Annotated in this window: 16 protein-coding genes; 9 read left to right on the forward strand and 7 right to left on the reverse strand. The window is 43.1% G+C overall.

Annotated features, from left to right (window positions below; all coding sequences use genetic code 11):
- The first annotated feature begins 225 nt into the window (after positions 1-225).
- From FCL46_RS13030 to FCL46_RS13055, 6 genes are all read left to right on the forward strand, one after another.
- A complete protein-coding gene (locus tag FCL46_RS13030; protein ID WP_136810694.1) occupies positions 226-672 on the forward strand; it encodes an FKBP-type peptidyl-prolyl cis-trans isomerase in 447 nt (148 codons plus the stop codon).
- 173 nt (positions 673-845) lie between these two features.
- A complete protein-coding gene (locus FCL46_RS13035) occupies positions 846-3,785 on the forward strand; it encodes a hybrid sensor histidine kinase/response regulator (RefSeq protein ID WP_136810693.1) in 2,940 nt (979 codons plus the stop codon).
- 89 nt (positions 3,786-3,874) lie between these two features.
- The gene (locus FCL46_RS13040) at positions 3,875-4,333 is read left to right on the forward strand and encodes a chemotaxis protein CheW (RefSeq protein WP_136810692.1); all 459 of its coding nucleotides are present in this window, start codon (positions 3,875-3,877) and stop codon (positions 4,331-4,333) included.
- A gap of 7 nt (positions 4,334-4,340) precedes the next feature.
- Complete coding sequence (locus FCL46_RS13045) at positions 4,341-5,477, forward strand: protein-glutamate methylesterase/protein-glutamine glutaminase (RefSeq protein ID WP_136810691.1); 1,137 nt, start codon at positions 4,341-4,343, stop codon at positions 5,475-5,477.
- Between the two features lie 49 nt (positions 5,478-5,526).
- Positions 5,527-6,363 carry a CheR family methyltransferase gene (locus FCL46_RS13050; RefSeq protein ID WP_136810690.1) on the forward strand — a complete coding sequence of 279 codons (837 nt, stop codon included), beginning with the start codon at positions 5,527-5,529 and terminating at the stop codon, positions 6,361-6,363.
- Positions 6,364-6,380: 17 nt separating this feature from the next.
- Entirely contained in the window at positions 6,381-6,953 is a 573-nt protein-coding gene (locus tag FCL46_RS13055) for a response regulator (RefSeq protein WP_136810689.1), read from the forward strand.
- Between the two features lie 34 nt (positions 6,954-6,987).
- Here FCL46_RS13055 and FCL46_RS13060 read toward each other — a convergent pair whose 3' ends face one another.
- On the reverse strand, positions 6,988-7,659 hold the full coding sequence (locus FCL46_RS13060) for a pentapeptide repeat-containing protein (RefSeq protein WP_136810688.1): 672 nt from the start codon (positions 7,657-7,659) through the stop codon (positions 6,988-6,990).
- Positions 7,660-7,804: 145 nt separating this feature from the next.
- Positions 7,805-8,374, reverse strand: coding sequence for a thermonuclease family protein (locus FCL46_RS13065; RefSeq protein WP_136810687.1), 570 nt, complete (start codon positions 8,372-8,374; stop codon positions 7,805-7,807).
- A gap of 259 nt (positions 8,375-8,633) precedes the next feature.
- Between FCL46_RS13065 and FCL46_RS13070 the strand changes: the two genes are divergently transcribed.
- A complete protein-coding gene (locus tag FCL46_RS13070) occupies positions 8,634-9,134 on the forward strand; it encodes a cyclic nucleotide-binding domain-containing protein (RefSeq protein ID WP_136810686.1) in 501 nt (166 codons plus the stop codon).
- A 29-nt stretch (positions 9,135-9,163) separates the two neighbouring features.
- Positions 9,164-10,663, forward strand: a complete 1,500-nt coding sequence (locus FCL46_RS28460; protein ID WP_136810685.1) for a sigma-54 dependent transcriptional regulator — start codon at positions 9,164-9,166, stop codon at positions 10,661-10,663.
- A 24-nt stretch (positions 10,664-10,687) separates the two neighbouring features.
- Here the strand turns inward: FCL46_RS28460 and FCL46_RS13080 are convergent, their stop codons facing one another.
- The 5 genes from FCL46_RS13080 to FCL46_RS13100 form a co-directional block, all read right to left on the reverse strand.
- Positions 10,688-13,207, reverse strand: a complete 2,520-nt coding sequence (locus FCL46_RS13080) for a hypothetical protein (protein ID WP_136810684.1) — start codon at positions 13,205-13,207, stop codon at positions 10,688-10,690.
- 113 nt (positions 13,208-13,320) lie between these two features.
- A complete protein-coding gene (locus tag FCL46_RS13085; protein ID WP_167506098.1) occupies positions 13,321-13,800 on the reverse strand; it encodes a chemotaxis protein CheX in 480 nt (159 codons plus the stop codon).
- Positions 13,801-13,814: 14 nt separating this feature from the next.
- The gene (locus tag FCL46_RS13090; protein ID WP_136810871.1) at positions 13,815-14,864 is read right to left on the reverse strand and encodes an IS630 family transposase; all 1,050 of its coding nucleotides are present in this window, start codon (positions 14,862-14,864) and stop codon (positions 13,815-13,817) included.
- A gap of 99 nt (positions 14,865-14,963) precedes the next feature.
- Complete coding sequence (locus tag FCL46_RS13095) at positions 14,964-15,419, reverse strand: chemotaxis protein CheX (protein ID WP_136807903.1); 456 nt, start codon at positions 15,417-15,419, stop codon at positions 14,964-14,966.
- A 23-nt stretch (positions 15,420-15,442) separates the two neighbouring features.
- Positions 15,443-15,814: a response regulator gene (locus FCL46_RS13100; protein WP_136807902.1), complete on the reverse strand. Its 372-nt coding sequence runs from the start codon at positions 15,812-15,814 to the stop codon at positions 15,443-15,445.
- Positions 15,815-16,867: 1,053 nt separating this feature from the next.
- Here FCL46_RS13100 and FCL46_RS13105 point away from each other — a divergent pair.
- Entirely contained in the window at positions 16,868-19,300 is a 2,433-nt protein-coding gene (locus FCL46_RS13105) for a tetratricopeptide repeat protein (RefSeq protein WP_136807901.1), read from the forward strand.
- Positions 19,301-19,396: the final 96 nt, after the last annotated feature.

The raw sequence follows: 19,396 nt of genomic DNA on the forward strand, positions 1-19,396 counted from the left end.
TACAGTGACCATACAACCATTAGACAAGGGAACCTTGCACATTACGTGGATTGCCTGTCATTGTCAAGCATTTGAACAGGTTTTTTCATTTTATTGCTTATTCCTTGCAGAACACCCATCAACACATGTATTATTCCACGCTACTCAGATAGAAATCTGCCGTGAATTCGGACATCAGGTTAGGATGTCTAAAAGAATATAGTTCGCAAAAGGAGTTACACATCAATGAACGTTGTAGAACCAAAAGATATTGTCAGCCTTGCCTTTGTCGGTAAGCTCGATAACGGCGCAGTATTTATCCAGGCAACAGAAGATAAACCTTTCAAGGTCATTATTGGAGAAAGCGAGTTACCTCCGACCGTCGAAAATGCACTTATTGGCCTCAAGCCTGGGCAACAGCAAAACGTTAAGGTATCCCCTGATGAGGGATATGGTCCTCGTCAGAAAGACCTTCTTCAAACAATCGGCAATAAAGAATTCATAGAAAAAATCAAACCTAAACCTGGAATGATTCTCTCACTTAAGGTGAATAGAGAAGGACAGGATCATCAGGTTCCGGCAACTGTTATTGAGGTTAAAGACAACTCTGTAGTTGTAGATTACAACCATCCTCTTGCTGGTCACAACCTAACCTATGAAATAACCGTCGTAGACATTCAAAAAAGCGCCTAAATACATTCATCAAATCAGGGCATTACCTATCCTGTGGTAATGCCCTACTTCCCCCTGCATTTGTAGTATCACCTTGCTATTTTCTCATAAAAGCCCTGTACATTCAGTAATCCGTATGTATTAATTAATTAAGTTGCTTGCCACTAATATTGTTGATTGTAGGGAGTTCCTTTATGCAATTTGAAGATGATGAAATACTGCAGGGATTTATAGAAGAATCTCTAGAACATCTCGCAGACATAGAAACCGACCTTCTAGCCATAGAAGAGACCGGCGCAAACATTGATGAAGATCTGGTCAATAAAGTTTTCAGGGCTGCGCACTCAATTAAAGGCGGTGCCGGCTTTATGGGCCTTACCGCCATCCAGGAACTTTCGCATGCATCAGAAAATGTTCTGGGAATGATTCGGAGTAAAAAGCTCGTCCCCAATCCTGAGATAATCAACGTACTCTTACTTGCATCAGATCAGCTTCAACGAATGATTGAAGATGTTCAGAACAGTAACGATGTTGACATCACGTCTCATGTCGATCCTCTTAATGCTATTGCGGATGGCACGTTTGCTACATTATCGCCACCTGCTGAAACGGCTAAGGAACCACCTGTTCCGGATCAGGCAGAATCAGATCTTCCTGAACCTGATCAGCCGGAGCCTCTTCTAGAAGAAGACTTTGCAGATATAGAATCGATAGAAGAAGAACCAGAAGCTCTTCCCGAAGTCGAAGAACTTTCTCAACCGGAACCCTATTATGATCCGGAACCTCACCCCATTGAAGAGCCATCCTATATGCCGGACCCTGAACCTATCACCTCCGAAGCGACTATAGCCATGGCAGCTGTTACCGCAGAAGCGAGCCCTCAAGCCGCAAAAAAAGCAACAACAAAGCCTGAAACTTCGATACGTGTCAATGTTAGCCTGCTGGATTCACTCATGACTCTTGCTGGCGAACTCGTCTTAAGCCGCAACCAGTTACTACAAACCATCGGCTCAGATGATATTCGCAACGCTGAAACAGTAGGCCAGCGGATCGATCTCATCACCTCCGAGCTGCAGGAAGCTATAATGCTTACCCGAATGCAGCCAATAGGTAATGTTTTTAACAAATTCCCACGTGTTGTCCGGGATCTTTCCAAAAAGCTCAACAAAAAAATTGATCTCACCATTGTCGGTAAAGATGTCGAACTCGACAAAACTATTATTGAATCGATAAACGATCCGCTTACCCACCTTGTCCGAAATTCTGTTGATCATGGTATTGAAATGCCTGCCGACAGGAAGAAAACAGGCAAGCCTGAGAGAGGACTTGTTATCCTGAAAGCCTATCACGAAGCAGGCCAGGTCGTTATCGAGATAAGTGATGACGGAAGGGGGATTAACGGCGAGGCACTTGCTGAAAGTGCAGTCAATAAAGGCCTACTCACTGTCGAACAAACCAAAGCTATGTCCGACAAGGAGAAGGTAAACCTCATATTCCTTCCTGGTTTTTCAACCGCAGCCGAAGTAACCGACGTGTCAGGACGTGGTGTCGGTATGGATGTGGTCAAGACCAATCTTGACCAACTAGGCGGTCATGTAGACATTATTTCTGAAATCGGGCGAGGAACAACTATCTCCATTAAGTTGCCTCTGACACTTGCAATTATCCCATGCCAGATCATTATGACAGGCGGGGAACGATATGCAATTCCTCAGGTTAACCTCGAGGAGTTACTACGTATTCCGGCAAATCAGGTCAAAGAAAGGGTTGAACGGGTTGGTGATGCAGAAGTCGTCCGATTACGTGGCAACCTTCTCCCACTCATCCGACTATCAGATGTCATTGGGCTGGACCGAACGTACTGGGATGACCATGAAGAGGAATTCAAAGATGATCGGCGAGAACTTATCTCCGATCGCCGCGGTAAAGAATCGCCGATGTTCAACGACGATGGAAAACCTACCCAAAGAGCGCAGGAATCAGGGCCAAACCGTTCAGTTCTGGACAGACGATATTCTGCTTCGAGTGCTTTAAATATTGTCGTTGTCTCAACCGGCTCAATGAAATATGGCCTGGTTGTCGACCGCCTGCTTGACTCCGAGGAAATCGTCATCAAACCATTGGGACGTCACCTTCAGCAGTGTAAAGGATATGCTGGCGCAACAATCATGGGTGATGGCAGAATAGCCTTGATTCTTGACGTTGCCAATCTTGCCCGAATGTCAAACCTGACCTCACTTGACGGAACAGACAGAGCCACTGAAGTTGCAATCGCAGCAGATGAAGCACACAAGCTCAATAGAGATAAACAGGCACTGTTGATTTTCAGAAGTTCCGAAGAAGAACAATTTGCAGTTCCGCTTAATCAGGTCGAAAGAATCGAAAAGATCAAACAGAGTGATATTGAAGATCTTGGTGGCAAGCGTGTTATGCAATACCGTGGAGGCAGTCTCTCGCTTATACGGGTTGATGATGTAGCAATGGTCCAACCGCTTGCTGATATCGAAAATTTGCTGGTAATAGTCTTCAATGTTGCTAAGAGAAACATTGGATTATTAGCAATAGGCCCGATTGATGCTATCGAAATATCAGCTGATATTGATGATGTGACTCTCAAACAGACCGGTATCATGGGGTCGGTGATTATTGATACCCACACCACAATGCTGGTGAATATCTTTGAACTTGTCCAGACGTTGCTCCCTGAATGGTTTGAAGATATGGAAACATATGAATTTAGCGAAGATGAAGATAGTAATCCTCCTACTATTCTTCTTGCAGAAGATTCCAACTTCTTTAGAAATCAGGTTAAAAGCTACATGACTGAAGCCGGTTATGAGGTTATTGAAGCCGAAGATGGACAGATTGCATGGGAATCGCTGCAAGCTAATATTGATCAGATTTCAATGGTTATTACCGACATTGAGATGCCAAACATGGACGGGTTTGAACTTACCAAAACAATCAGGAATGACCCCCGATTTACCGGCATTCCGGTTATCGCCCTTACCACACTTGCGGGAGAAGAAGATATCGCCAAAGGCAAAGCTGTGGGAGTTGATGAATATCACATCAAACTCGACAAGGAAAGCCTCATGACTACTGTCCATCACTATATGAAGCAACTTCACTGACCCGATAGCTGCAGAATGTAGTACTTCTCCATTCTGCAGCATCAGCAACACAGCCCCTAACAGCACAAACTCTACCCTGACGAATTACTATGACAAATGACTCCACCCAGGTAACCAGGAAACAGGTTGTAGAATTAGCAACGTTTTATATTGGCGATGCGCTCTGCGGCATGGACATCCTCAAGATTCAGGAAATCAATAAACTCATGAAGATGACTAAGGTACCTCAAGCACCTGAGTATGTGCTAGGCATCTTAAACCTCAGAGGCCAGATCGTAACCATTATTGACCTTGGCAAAAAACTTGGGTTAGGCGAGACAGACATAACCCTTGACCCGAGAAATATTATAGTCAACTCGTCCGGAAGCTTTATAGGCTTACTCGTCAAAAAAATAGGTGACGTGGTTGAAGCCGATATGGAAAAACTTGAGGCATCACCTGCTAATATGCGTGGCATCCAGGGTGATTTTTTTACCGGTGTTTACAAAACCCAAACCCACCTGATTGGTATTCTAGACATTGATAAAGTTTTGAGCCTGGACGACTAGAGGATATATGATCGCACCAAAGAAGCTGCGTGTTCTTGTGGTAGATGACACGATCGTCTACAGAAAATCTGTGTCAGATATAATAAATGAAATTCCCGGCGTAGAACTTGCCGGTGTTGCCCATAACGGCAAAATTGCCATTGACAAGGTCATCACCCTTAAACCGGATTTACTGACCCTTGATATTGAAATGCCTGTAATGAACGGGATTGAAGTCTTAGCAGAACTCAAAAAGAATCATCCCGGCATAGGTGCAGTCATGCTCTCGACCTTAACTGCTGATGGCAGCGAAATGACAATGAAAGCATTGGACCTTGGTGCCTTCGACTTTATACTTAAGCCTCAAAGCAAAAACCTCATTGAAGGAAAACGGGAAATACGGCGCCTTCTTGAACCTATCCTGAGAGCATATTCAAGATCCCGTACCGCCAGAAATCTTCTGCAATCCAAACCAATAAGCAGACGACCGCAACCGGTATTAAAACGAACAACGCTTACCACGGCTCGCACAGATTTAAAAAAAGCAATAGGTGCCCAAAGCCCGGCAAGTGCGCTGCGGCGTAGAACCAAATCTGAAATTGTAACAATTGGAATTTCAACAGGCGGTCCAAACGCATTAAATCAAATGCTTCCCCAATTACCCGCCGATATAAATGTGCCAATTCTTATTGTTCAACATATGCCGCCCGTCTTCACCAAATCACTTGCAAATAGTCTGGACAAAAAATGTAAACTCAAAGTAAAAGAAGCTGAAGATAAAGAACCTATTCAGCCCAATGTTGTTTATATTGCTCCCGGCGGCAAACAAATGAAACTGGTAGCTGCCGCCGATGGTCATAACAGGCTCATAAAAATTACTGACGACCCTCCTGAAAATTCCTGCAAACCATCAGCAGATTACCTTTTCAGGTCTGTTGGTGATTATTACGTAGGCAGAACCACCGCCGTCATCATGACAGGAATGGGGTCTGATGGTACCAAGGGACTTGAAATATTAAAAAAGAAAGGAGCTCACATAATAGCTCAGGATGCAAACTCGTGTGTTGTCTACGGGATGCCCAAAGCTCCTACGGAACTAGGTTATGCAGATATTGTTGCCCCACTGCAAAAAATCGCTGAAGAAATCACAAAAAGCGTTAAATAATTTTTCACTATGAAAAAGCCACTTTTCATTAAACGGAACCCTCACAACAATGATTAAGATCGCCCCCGATGAACTAAAGATAGTTGCTCAGTACATCAAAGATATCTCGGGCATACATCTTGATCAGAGCAAGAGTTACCTCTTTGAAACTCGCTTGAGTTCAATAGCGGAAGAGGCAGGTTGTTCCTCCTACAGAGAACTGCAAAAAAAAGCAAAACTTGACGCATCCAAAAAAATTGAACGCCGGATAGTTGATGCTATCACCACAAACGAAACATTATTTTTCAGAGATAAGGGACCGTTCGAACTCCTTCAACATAAGATTCTGCCGGAAATGATTGACCTCAGAACTCCGAGAACCCCAACGATCAAAACCAATTTACGCATCTGGAGCGCCGCCTCATCGACAGGACAGGAACTTTACTCAATTGCAATAATCTTAAAAGAATTACTCAGAGACCTCTCTAAATATAAAATCACCCTTCTAGGTACTGATATTTCTGACAATGCGATCTCACAGGCCAGTTACGGCAAATATAATAAATTTGAGATAGAACGGGGCTTGGAAAGGCCGATGCTACAAAAATATTTCAGCCTCATCGGTGATTCCTGGAAGATTAAAGACGAAATCAGAAGCATGGCAAATTTCAGAAAACTCAACCTGATGCAGCCATTCACATCATTAGGTAAGTTTGATATTATATTTTGCCGAAATGTCGCCATATATTTCACCCTTCAGGACCGTCAAAAGCTGTTTAATAAAATCGCTGACAGCCTTGCCGATGACGGTTTTCTCGTGATTGGATCAACAGAATCGCTAACTGGAGTATGTAATCGTTTTATTCCTAAACGACATTTGCGATCAATTTTTTATCAGAAGAAATAGATGGGGAGGCCTCTACCATGAAAGATTTATCAATATTAGTGGTCGATGATGATCCAGTAATGAGACGACTTCTGCAGGAACGATTAAACCGCGCAGATTATACTAATGTGCTGGTTGCGGAAGACGGCCATCAGGCTACAAAGCAATTAAAACAGCATCGATTTGATGTAGTGCTGACGGATCTTGTTATGCCTGGCGGTATAAGCGGCATTGAAGTGTTGGAAATAGCTAAAGAACTCGATGCAACCACTGAAGTACTTCTCATAACGGCGCATTCATCAGTGGATACTGCTGTTGCAGCTATGAAAAAAGGTGCTGCCGACTATTTGGAAAAACCTATTAATTTTGATGAACTGCTCATTAGAATCGAAAAAATTTCGAACCTTAAGAACATCCTGCGAAGTGCACAGGAAATTGATCACGCAAGGTCAATTACTGAACGTGAAGCGTCTGCAACTATCCAGGATCTTGAGATGAATGTAGTTAAATTGCGTGAACTACTCGACAAGGTTGAATTGATCCTGCGTGACTATGGAGTGGCTGAAGATCAACGGATAGACGATGCACTCCAAGCTCTCTCGGAAAGCTAGCACGAAGTTCTCAGCAAAGACAACACTCTCTCTTTCATTGTGTTAAACCATTAATATCTATACGTTGGATAGGTACTACCCTCTTAGGTTTCGGCGTAACCTTAGAGGCAGTGACCAAACTCGTCCCCTTCCCCAGAGTCTTCACCACGTTAAGTTGCGGATCACTCGAGTCCATAACAGGATCATTAAACGATTGCTCACTGATGCTTTCAGTAATATCGTTTTCTATTTCAGAATATTCGACAGCTGCGAGCGGTGAATCAGAACGTCCTTCCTCAAGAATTGATTCCAGATCAATATCCTCGTCATCCTTTGCCACATCCTGATTATCGAATTTTGTTCCGGTAGTATATGCCCCCGCAAGAGATGTACCTGTAAGGTCAGCTCCACGAAGATCAGCATGAGCCAGATCAGCACCACCAAAACCGGTATTGCGTAAAATGCTATCTCGTAAATTAGCGCCTGATAAATTACAAAGATACAGTTTTGCCCCTGTAAGATCAGCACCCTGAAGATCTCCACCTGATAAATCAGCTCTATTGAGATTAACACCTTGCAGATTGCAATCACGACAGTTTTTTGTTTCAACCAGCCTGGCAAGATTTTCCTGAACCGTTTGTTCCACATCTCCTGCCATAATTCCAACAGGGCCAGCAATAAAACCGCATACGATTAATACAGAAATTGTGTGGGTTAGATAGTTCATATAGCCTCATTTGTCATCGGGTGATGATCTGAAATAAATGTCTCCGTAAACCACAGTTTTTTATTGAGGGGTAAACATTTCATTGACGCGTGCCTGGTCTAAACTTGAAATACTCTTAGAATATTTCATTACCGGAACCTGCGGATTATCTGGAATTCGCCGAATGTCGCCACTTCCAGGGCGGGACAGGATTCTTTCCGCCCCACAACCCGACCCGGTTTTTTCGTGCAGATCGTTCGGTTTTCTTCCATTCCCTACATATTGATTGCTTACAGTACGTTGTATACACCCAGGCTCCACCCTGCTTAACCAGAGCTTCATTAATATTGATGCTGCCAGTGTGTACTATTCCTACCAGTCTGCCATATCTGTCCTGGTTAATAACTCTAACTGAAACCAACTTGCCTTTCAGCAACTTTTCAGTTTGCCTCCTGGCTTTGTTGCCGTATGGCTGTTTATATTCAGGACTATCAATTCCCCATAGCCTGATTTCATGCCTGGTCTTACCCTCTCGTACAAGAATAGAGTCACCATCCAGAATTTTAACTACAGTCCCCTTGATAACGTCATTTGCAAAAACCGGGTCTGCGATTAAGAGCAGTACAGATATACCAACAGAAAAAATGCTACAGGCAATTTTTTGAATACATTGCTTCGAAAACGCAACCATGGTCATCCCGATTAAGCTGTCTGAAATAGACTGTCCCCACAACATATTAGACAGCAGGTAAAAATGCAATGACACGCGGGCGAACCCATGATCTCCGGTTTTATGAAAACTGCAAAAACATTATTGTTATTTGCAGTTTCGATGTGATATCGTTCAAATAGTCTCAGGTGTCAAAAAACAGTCACAGTTGGCAATATACCACGGCGGCCGGAATATTGTCAGCCTGAATTACTTCCATTTGAAATCATGGTTCAATTGCAAAAAAAAACTTAGCACATCAACTGATTATACAGGTATAGGCATTATGCCAGCAATTAAACTTACAGAATCAGAAGAAAATACACGATCATTTCTTCTCAATTTGCCCATTTTCGACAGCTTCAATGTCGATGAACTGACTATTCTTTCAAAGCACATGAGTTATGTGCACCTTCAACGGGGGGAACACCTTTTCCTTGAAGGCGACAAAGGAACATTCATGGGTTTTGTTGTACAGGGCTTGCTGGAAGTGGTCAAAAAATCTGACAACGGTCAGAATGTTGTCATTGCCAGGCTTACCAAAGGAAACTCAATAGGCGAAATGGCATTGATCGATAAATCTCCACGATCGGCAACTGTTATCGCCAAACAGCCGACAATTATGGTTACCCTCTCTGACAAAGGGTTTGACTTGCTTACAGAAAAATCTCCCATTCTCGGGGTAAAGGTAATACAGAAAATCGCCAGACTCCTTAGCCTCTATATGCGAAGAACATCAAGCAGACTTGCCGACCTCATGCAGGATAACGGACATGATAACCTCTAAGCACCACCTTGAGCATAAACAGATTTTATATGGTTCCATCAATATCAATACTCATTGCCTCAGAACCTTCAGAAAACAGTTCTGTGTTGCAATCACATATACACGCAGCATTTGATTCCACAGTTCATCAAACACAATCACTCTCAGAGTTGTATGATTGTCTAGAAAAGGAACATCCGGATATCCTTGTTGTTGACACCTCATCTCCCGTGCCGGAGCTGGGAATAAGCCTGATCAAACGATTGCGTAATGAATCGCCGTCACTTCTCATTTTACCGCTTATTTCCACAGATCGCCGTCAACTGATCCAACAACTGCTAAGCCTGAATGTTCAATTTTACATTCATACACCGCTGGAGGCTGCAGAAACTACTCTTACCCTCACACGGGCAACGGAATATTTACAAACACATAGACGGGTACCATCAGCAGAACTGAAAAATGACAACAGCGAATGCTTCCACGGGATGATAGGCGGAAGCAGTATTATGCAGAACCTTTTTGAACTCATACGACGGGTTGCTGATGACGATGAGTCAACAGTATTGATTCGCGGCGAATCAGGCACCGGAAAAGAAATGGTCGCCAAGGCAATCCATTCCCGTAGCGCAAGAGCCTCTAAGAATTTTGTACCGGTAAACTGTGCAGCAATACCTGATGACCTACTCGAAAGTGAGCTTTTTGGTTACACAAAAGGCGCGTTCACCGGTGCAACAAGCAACAAAATCGGGCGCATACAGTATGCTGAAGGAGGCACACTCTTTCTTGATGAAATTGGCGACATGAAGCCTTCGCTTCAGGCCAAACTCCTTCGTGTTCTGCAGGAAAAAGAGTTTGAGCCAGTGGGGGCACTCAAATCGATTCCAGTTGATACCCGCGTACTGGCAGCCACTCATTGCGATCTTGAACACCTTGTCAGTGTAGGAGAGTTCAGGGAAGATCTCTATTATCGACTAAGTGTTATCCCGGTTAATATTCCTTCATTAAAAGAGCGTCGAGAAGACATCCCACAACTCATCGAACGATTTGTCAGAAACTTCACAGAAAAGCGCAACAGAGAACCCTTCACGTTTTCAACACATGCCTACAATGCGCTGATAAACTTTGAATGGCGTGGCAACGTGCGAGAGCTTGAAAACCTCATCCAGCACATGTCGATCATATATAGCGGTAAAGAGATACATTTCGACGACCTACCTGAAAAATTTCTAAGCCTTAAGGATCTGGTTGAGTCAGCAGAGCAGATCAAATCACCCGAAACTGTAAATATACAGCGTGATGATATACTAAACAATTCTGCTCCACCGCAAGCATCTACGACTCAGGATCCTATAGGTAACGTAGCATGGCACGAGGGACAGGTAGACTTCAGGGAACTCATTAACAGCTTTGAAACTGAGCTCATTGTACATGCAATGAAACTTGCGGATGGTAATAAGAAGGAAGCAGCCCGCCTGCTTAACCTTAAGCGCACGACCTTGCTTGAGAAGATAAAAAAGAAAGATTTACAGGATATTTGGAAGAAGTAAAACGTATTTAGTTGAAGCCCCGCATCAGGCTGCTAATTTGACAAGATTGTTTTCCAGATTTTCCAGAATATCATCACCTGAGGCAGGAGTTAGCAGTATATCGGTTATACCGTATTTTACAGCCTTGATCACCTTACTTTTCGTCCATTGCGGCCCTGCTGCAATTAATGGCAGTGAACATGATGAATTCACCTTGATGATCATACCAAAAGCCTGTTCATCTATCCGGCTCATCACAATATAAATCGCCTTCAGCTCAGGTGTAATTGCCCCCCGTATATTATCCTTAAACGAGATTGTCCTGACAGCAAAGCCGCGAGCATCAGCACCGGCCACCAAACCTGATGCTGCTCCCTCATCATCACTGATAATCAAAATATCGACAGGAACATGTTTTGAAGGATCTATACTCCGCATTGCAGCGGCACCACCAGCCTCTTCCTGCGGCGGGGCGGATCCCTGCTTCACTGCTGCAGGTTCAACTGCCGCAGAGGCCTCAGACTCAGCCTTGGCCATTGCATCAAGGTTAAGCAACGCTGCCGGGAAGAGCATATTTACCTGTCCATGTTGTTCTCCATTGATTAACAACGACATGGAACTGAGATAATATTCTACATCAGGAACAGGCTCATCCGACTCTATATCAACCTTCATCGGAGTAATCTGATCAAGATCCGTTCGTACAAATCTGATCTTATGTATATATTGGGCCTCAAAGACTCCGGTATAGACACCAGCAATTATGTTGGCTATTTCACCGTAGGCATCTTTTGAATCTTCAGAGAACTCCTCTGCCGAAACTGTAGCTTCAAGTTCAGAAGGCGGTAGCATTATCAGCATTCCGCCCATATAAATAGCATCTTTTGTTGAAACAAAAAGATAGCTTTTTCCTTGAATCTCTCCAACGACATCCAGATTGGCCATAACCTGTTTGCCATTGACTGTATCAAAGAAAAAATCTTCTTTACTGACACTTGAGTTTTTCTGATCGACAAGCTCTATTTCTGCTCCCAGAAGTGCCCCGACCTCTCCCTTCATTTTGCCAACACACTCTTTCAGGAGTTTATCGACTCGTTTTTTATGTTTGACAATATCAAACTTCGGACCCGGGGCTGCAGCAGTTGTCGAAGGTGTCGTATCGGGTTGATCCTGTTGTTGTACCTCGGCATCAGGAGCCTTTGCTTCGGCCTGCTCACTCTTAGCTTGCTGCCCACTGTCTGCTGCAACATCCTGAACCACTTGATCAGCCTCGGCGATATGTAACATCGCCGCAGGAAACATCATCCTGACTTTCCCAAGATCTTTCCCATCGACATTAAGAGCCATGCAACTCATATAATACTGATCGTCAGCAATGGGCTCACTAGACTCTATATTGACCTTCATAGGAACGATATGGTGAAGATCCTTTTTTATAAAACGAAGGTTCTCATTATACTGTTCTTCAAATACCGACGTGTAGACACCTGAGACTATATTTGCTATTTCACCATAAGAATCCTTCAGATCTTCACTAAATTCCTCCTCACTGACAACCAACTCGAGCTCTGAAGGCGGCAACATAATCAACACGCCACCAAGGTGGATCGAGTCTTTAAGACTCGCAAAGAAATAACTCTTCCCTTGTTGATCACCAACAACATCCATATTTGCTGAAATCTGCTTACCTTCAACCTCTTCAAAGAAAAATTCTTCCTTGGAAATGTGCCGGTTTTTCAGGCCTGAAAATGTAATCTCAACCCCTAGCAGGCTTGACAATTCTTCAGAGAGTTTCTGCTCACATGAAGCAAGAATTTTATCAATACGCTTTTTGTGTTTTAAAGGATCAATTGTTTTCTTAGACGGGGCACCAGCTACTTCGGCTGCTTCAGGTACTTCGTCACCGGATTCGGGCGCGGTTTCTACTTCAGAATCCTGTTGTGCAGATTCAACCGTACTCTCGGCTTCAGCTTCCTGCTCCTGCGGAACTTCTTCTTGTACCAACCCAAAGGCCAACGCAGGCATGAGCATATGAAGATCGCCCATTTGACGATCAGCCATAGCAAGCTTGATGCTAACCTGATAATACTGCTGATCTGGAATAGGCTCATCGCTTTCAATATCTACTTTTACCGGCACAACCATTTCCTGCTCTTTACGTATGAATCGGCAGGATTTCGGGAACATCTCTTCAAACACTTTGGTGAACGATCCAGCTATGATGTTTGCTATCTCACCATATGAATCTTCAGACTCCTCTGTATATTCTTCACGGCCGACAACCTCCTCAAGCTCGGAATCCGGGAGCATGATAAGCGTACCACCAAGACGGATCGCATCTTTAATGCCGATAACCAGACATCCGACACCTTCAACCTCTCCGGCCACATCAATTTTAGCAAGGATCTGCTTGCCCATGAGGTTATCAAAAAATGCCTCCTTGGTGACAAGCTCAGCGCGAGCGTTGCTGACAGAGATTTCCACCCCGAGCAGTACACCCACCTCTTCTTTCACCTGGTCATGAACAGAACCCAGAATTTTATCGATACGTTTTTTTACGTCCATGTAAATATAAATTGATTATAAGACCGAGAGAATACACCTATATTGTTCACATTAGCCATAGTAGGTGTATCGGCTTCTGCTGCGTAAAACTTTAAATCTCTATCAGCTAAATTTCAACTTAAGACATAGAGCAGTTCGACCCAGAAGGTGCCGCTGTCTAATTGGAAGGAAATATTATGACGGATGGAACCAGACGCACCACTAACCCGAAAGCCATTTCCGACTACAGAGGTAGGAATAGCAAGTTCAACATTAATGCCCGCATCGGCATAGGATACCTTCAGGTTACCTGCTATCATGTTAACTATTTCACCAATTGCATCTTTTACATCTTCGTCAAGCTCCTCAACATCAATACCAAGAAAGGAGCCTGTTATAAATTGTGCTACCTCAGCAGGACAGTGTACGGCAAGCATTCCACGCACACCACCACCGAGACCGATCATGCTTGTAAGGTTAGAGGTGATTACATTCGCTTTTTGATCTGACACATCTTCGGCTGCAACTTCAAGCATGAGCATTGTCGAAAAAACATCCTGTGTTCCTGATATAATTTCCTGCCCAATATTTAATTGTTTACATTTATCAGTCATCGTATCCCTATATATTAAGCCGGTCGTTGATTGCCCGACATTAGAATGTACTTTGTCCATGGGTGCCTAAAGAATGATTTGACCTTTTCAGGAAGCCTCTGCAAGGACCGCATAATGCTCTCAACTCTTTTAAACAAATCAAAACCGTTCTTGGTGCATTGCCGACCAATTTTATGATTTTTAAGGTAATTCCAAACATGTTCATCAGGATTGAGTTCGGGAGAATAAGGTGGCAAAAAGAACAGACGAAGCTTTCCTGCTCTACTCTTAACAAACTCTCGTACTTCCTTGGATCTGTGAACTGAATGGTTGTCCAAAATCAAAAATACAGGCCGATTTGCCTTATAAAGCAAACGTTTCAAAAACTCTATAAAGACAGTAGCAGTGACATTCCCATCTGTGCTCATGAATCGCATAGTCCCTCTCGGGCTGATCGCAGAAACAAGGTTCACTTTATGCCGAGAGGCAGTAGTTTTGACAGTTGGTGTCTTCCCAACTGGTGCCCAAGTTGTGCCAGAATGATAATCAGATCGAACAGAGGACTCATCCCCAAAGAAGATCTCAGCATTCTGTTCTTTCGCCAGCTTGCGAATAGCAGGATAGTCTTCTGCCATCCATTTATAGACAGAAAGCTCGTCTCGTTGAATAGCCCTATGTGTGGGACGTTGAGGACTCAATCCCATCTTCTTGAGCAGGCGACCTACAGAGACCTCACTCAACTTGACTTTAAACTCACGCCAAATAAGCTCACGAACCATATCCCGCGTCCACAGGGCAAATTCGAATTTGAGTTGGCGTGGGTCAACACCAACCACAAGACGATAAATTTTCTTAAGTTGGCTACCGTTCAGCTTTGGCGTTTTACCTGGTGCCTTACGGCGTCGAAGAGCATCTATGCCACCTTCTCTGTACTTTGCAAGCCATTCGTAAATCTGGGATCTAGTAAACCCGAGTGCCTTAATAACGACTTCTGGACTTTCACCGGCTTCAACGCGTTGCACAGCCCTAATGCGAATTGCTTCAAGGGCCTTTCTGTCAATTTTTCTTCCGTCAGTATTTTTCATACGCTGAGTATAACAAATGTCGGCTAATCAATGCACGTCTTAATAACAGATTGAGAGCCTGATAAATCAGGCTCTTTATCGTCACAAAACAATATAGAATTAATTCTCAAGCTGCAGTTCAATTGCAAAAGTACCAACCTCACAGGAAAAGTTTATCAAGACCTTTTCCACCTCTTTAGTTGGTTGAAAATTATATTTATGACCGGAAATAGTTGATGGCATCGATAATTCTATATCCCTGCCTTTTTCTGACAAACTCGTTTTCACATTTCCGCCAAGCATGTTAGCAAGTTCACCTATAGCGTCTTCTACATCTTCACCAATTTCGGTCACTTCCATGCCAAGAAAACTGCTGGTTATTGCCATCGCCACCTTATTCGGCAAGTGTATAGCCAGCACCCCTTTATGCGTACCGGCAAGACCAATAACCCCGGATATACTATCCTCCATAATTTTGTTTTTTTCGATGTCTTTGCCTATGACCTCAATTTCCATCATGATCATTGTCGAAAATATCTCTTTAGCCGAATCGATGATTTTATCACCTAATTCCATCAAGTTATCCTCAGGTTGAACATTTACAACAAGGGTCCGAGAACCTCATTAACCTTATCAGGGGTAAAAGGTTTCTTTATTGCTCCGATAGCTCCAAGAGACTTAGCTTCACCAATAATATCATCTCCTGTTTCAGTGGATATCATCAGGACCGGTATATCCTTGATAGCGTCACGTGATGCTTTCTCTCGTAGGAAAGAAATCCCATCCATATTCGGCATATTGATATCACTGAGTACAATATCCACTTTCTCTTTTTCCAGCACTTCAAGTGCTTCAAGCCCGTCACTCGCTTCAAAGATGTTATCAAAATCAAGACCGGCCTGCCTCAGAGAGCGACCGATAATTTTGCGCATTGTACTTGAATCATCAACCAACAGCACATTCTTGCCCATTCTGTTCTCCTGTAATAGTAATCCTGTATTGAACAGACTGACCGTCGGGTAGTCTAAATACAGCGTAATAGCTTTTTTGTTTTGAAATACTATCGTAAATCGATAATTCGACATTTTTCCCTACAGGAAAATAATAGCAGTTAAAATCCGTAAAAATCAAATCTATGGCAAAAAAACATCTTTCAAGCTACTCATGTTGCCTCCCTTCAGGCTTCTTTGCACACCACCCTCATTATGCAATTACAACACGAAATCATTCAATACTATCGGATTGTTACTTCAGCACAGAGATGAGCACATTATACTCATCTTCAACGCACAGCATCAACAGTTCCAACTGCACATCGTCGACATCCATAAAAATGCATACTATTGATATAACACATGATAAACACTATCAACCTCCGCCCAATGTCCTCCAAGCACAGAGGGTATATTCCCAAGATGAACCATATAGACAAGTGACCGTAATTATTCACCTGCAGCTGAAGGTGTGTGGTAATGCTCTATTACTTCCTGAATATGTGTAAATTCAAGAAAACCTTCGTCGCCCTGCATTCAATGAAACAACCTGAATATCTCATTACTAGTTCCTGGCCAACCTTCCCTATCTTTTAAATCTGCCCGAGTTCAATTTTTATAGAATCAAGCTGTTCAATCATGTCACGACGTTCCTCAATCAAGTCCTGGATTTTATTTCTATAACTTCAGCTGAAGCTGAAACTTGAGAGCTCATAGCAACATCCTCTTTATTATCGCATACACACTCGAAACATCATTACCGTATAACTCAACATGCAATTTCAGCCATCGCAATACAACATCTTGTGGATAGCTATATATATGCAACAGTAGGGGCTACTCAAATCACACCTGTTTTTTTACTCCAGCAACTCAGTGGTCATTTTTTTGACACACTCAGCAAACATTCAATGTTTACAGCTGCCACAGGCATCACCTAACATTTCAGCACCCTACTCCCCCTAACCACAAAACCAATTACTGGTATATTTATTGCAAAAGATCTTCCATAAACCATGGAATACAATTGATATGAAAAATCTGATCACAACAATCTCCCTTTTAGGTATCTTCTTCCTAAGCCTGAATGCTATGGCTGAGTCCACACTTGTGAAACTCGCTAAGGCGGACAGTAAAGATATTGTTCAGATTTTTTTATCATTTGACGCACTGCCGAAATATACGCACAAGCTTGCAAAAAAACGTCTGGATATCATTTTTGAAGAAACTATTATTCCAAACGATATCAAACTGTTTGATTCGGACGGCCGAATTATAAAGGTCTTGCCGACCACCCGTGCAGGCAGATCTGTCCTCTCTCTTTTCTTTAGATATCCACCACAAAAGGTGAATGTCGAAACATCAAGCGACAACAAAATTGTCGCTGAGATTCTTTTGGGCAACCAGTACAGCAGATCATATCAGGAGCTATCCGAAAGACTTAAAGGGTTAACGGTAGTAGAAAGCGAACCTGTAGACTCTACCAACCCACTGATCACTTCACCCTATGCACAGGATTGGGACCGCTTCTTCCGTAAATACGAAGCTGATATCACTATCTCCGTACCAATTGAATTCACAGTTCCACCTTTCCCTATAATAGCCCTTATCCCTCCCGGCCTTGAGAAGAATATGGAACTGCTTCCAATGGAGTTTTACGAACTGGCCGAGCAGAACCTTTGGGATGATATGCAACCGCTTATTCTGGATCTACTAAGATCAACTCCTGACATAAAGAACCAGAAACTCCTGGCACTGACATATGGAGAAGCCCTTCTGCGGCATAATGATTATGAGGGAGCGTATAAGCAGTTGTATCTTCTAAACAGAGAATATTCTGACGAACATGTTGGAATCGTCTCACAATACCTTATCAACGTGCTCGATACAAAATTCCACGATCCATATACGTCAGATTATGAGTATAGAAAGCTTGAAAAATTACTCACTCCAACCAACCCGATCGCTCCATATTTTCTTATCTCGAGAGTAGAAACAGCTCTTGCCACAAAACAGTACAATAGGATGAAACGACTGCTGGACACAGACACCATCCCCTTCCCGGGGAAGTCGCAAAAAATAAGGGAACTCCGGCTTGGAGACTATTATAATGTCACTGATCAACCGGTAAAATCATTCGTTGCCTACAAGTTACTAAAAGACACCCCATTACTGAAATCTCACGCATTTTCATTAAATGGTTTCTGCAGCACATTATATAACCATCACAAATATGCACTAGCGTCCGAATGCTATAGGGACCTCAGCCCGCAAATAAACGATAACGAATCGCTGGGTTTAATAACGTTTCGAAAAAGCATGGCAGAACTAAAATATAAATCGGAAAACGAGATGATTGACAGCTTCGCAAGAATAGAGGACGCCTTTCCAGGCACAGAGGCTGGATTTAGGGCATCTTTAAAGCGAACCGATCTCAAATATCTCAACGACAAAGGCTGGGCAAATGAGGCAGTCAAATACTACCACGCTCTCGCACAACGATCGGTTATCCGCTCTACAGTTGCTGAAGCTGCATTAAAAGAAGCACTGATCCATTCAATCCTTGGGAACAAGGAAAAAAGTGTTTCACTTTTAATGACCTTTTTACGTGATTTTAAACTCAGTGAATTGCGGGATACGGCACTTGCACTCCTCGTAGATATTCTTCCAGGTGAGATTCAACGTAATATCAATGAGGGCGACTATATGGCAGCCCTTGTGCTGGCTAAACAAAATCGAGAGTTGTTCCAGAACAACTGGTTGGACATCGGCTTGCTTGCTGATATTGCCAACGCATATCAAAAAATTGGCATTTTCAGTGAAGCACAGCGGGTATATCTGTATCTTATAGAAGTTGTGGATGTCGAAAAACGTGAGAAATTTTTCCGACCATTGATCCAGTCAGTCTTCGACCAGGGCGAATATGGTCTTGTTGAGGATTTTGCTTCACAATACGCATATAACTATCCGGGCGGCAATGATACTGAGCCGATTCTCTCAATCAGAATACGTGCGCTCATCGCTTCTGAACAATTTACCAATGCGATAGAACTCTTACCATCACCACTTTCACCTAACAGAGAGATACGTCTTCTCGCCGCCGAATTGCATTTTAAAAACGATGATTTTGAAAAGGTGATAGATGCCCTGACAATTCTCAACGACTCAGAAACAGGGCTGCAAACAAATGAACATTTTTTACTGGCTGAAAGTAATTTCCAAACACAAAAGTATGACAAGGCAGAAGAACTGTTTTTACAACTAGAAAATGACAATCGCTTTGGTGAACAGTCACTTTACAGACTCGCCCAGATTGAACGTGAGAAGGGAAATTTTGAAAACTCCCTAAAACTCTTTCAAAAAATAGTCGAAAAAGGAAATGACACCTTGTGGCGTAAATACGCCGAAAGAGAGCTGGAATATTCCCAACTCACAAAAACAATCGAAAGTCTCATTGAGAACTGAACGTTTTTTTTTCAACCAGAGACTATGAGGAGGCTATCCGGGGATAGGAATTTTGGTCAAAAGGCCATTCTCGGACACAGCCCTCCTAGATTAACA

It is taken from the genome of Desulfosediminicola flagellatus (assembly GCF_005116655.2).
In the GTDB taxonomy this organism is placed as follows: Bacteria; Desulfobacterota; Desulfobulbia; order Desulfobulbales; family Desulfocapsaceae; genus Desulfopila; species Desulfopila flagellata.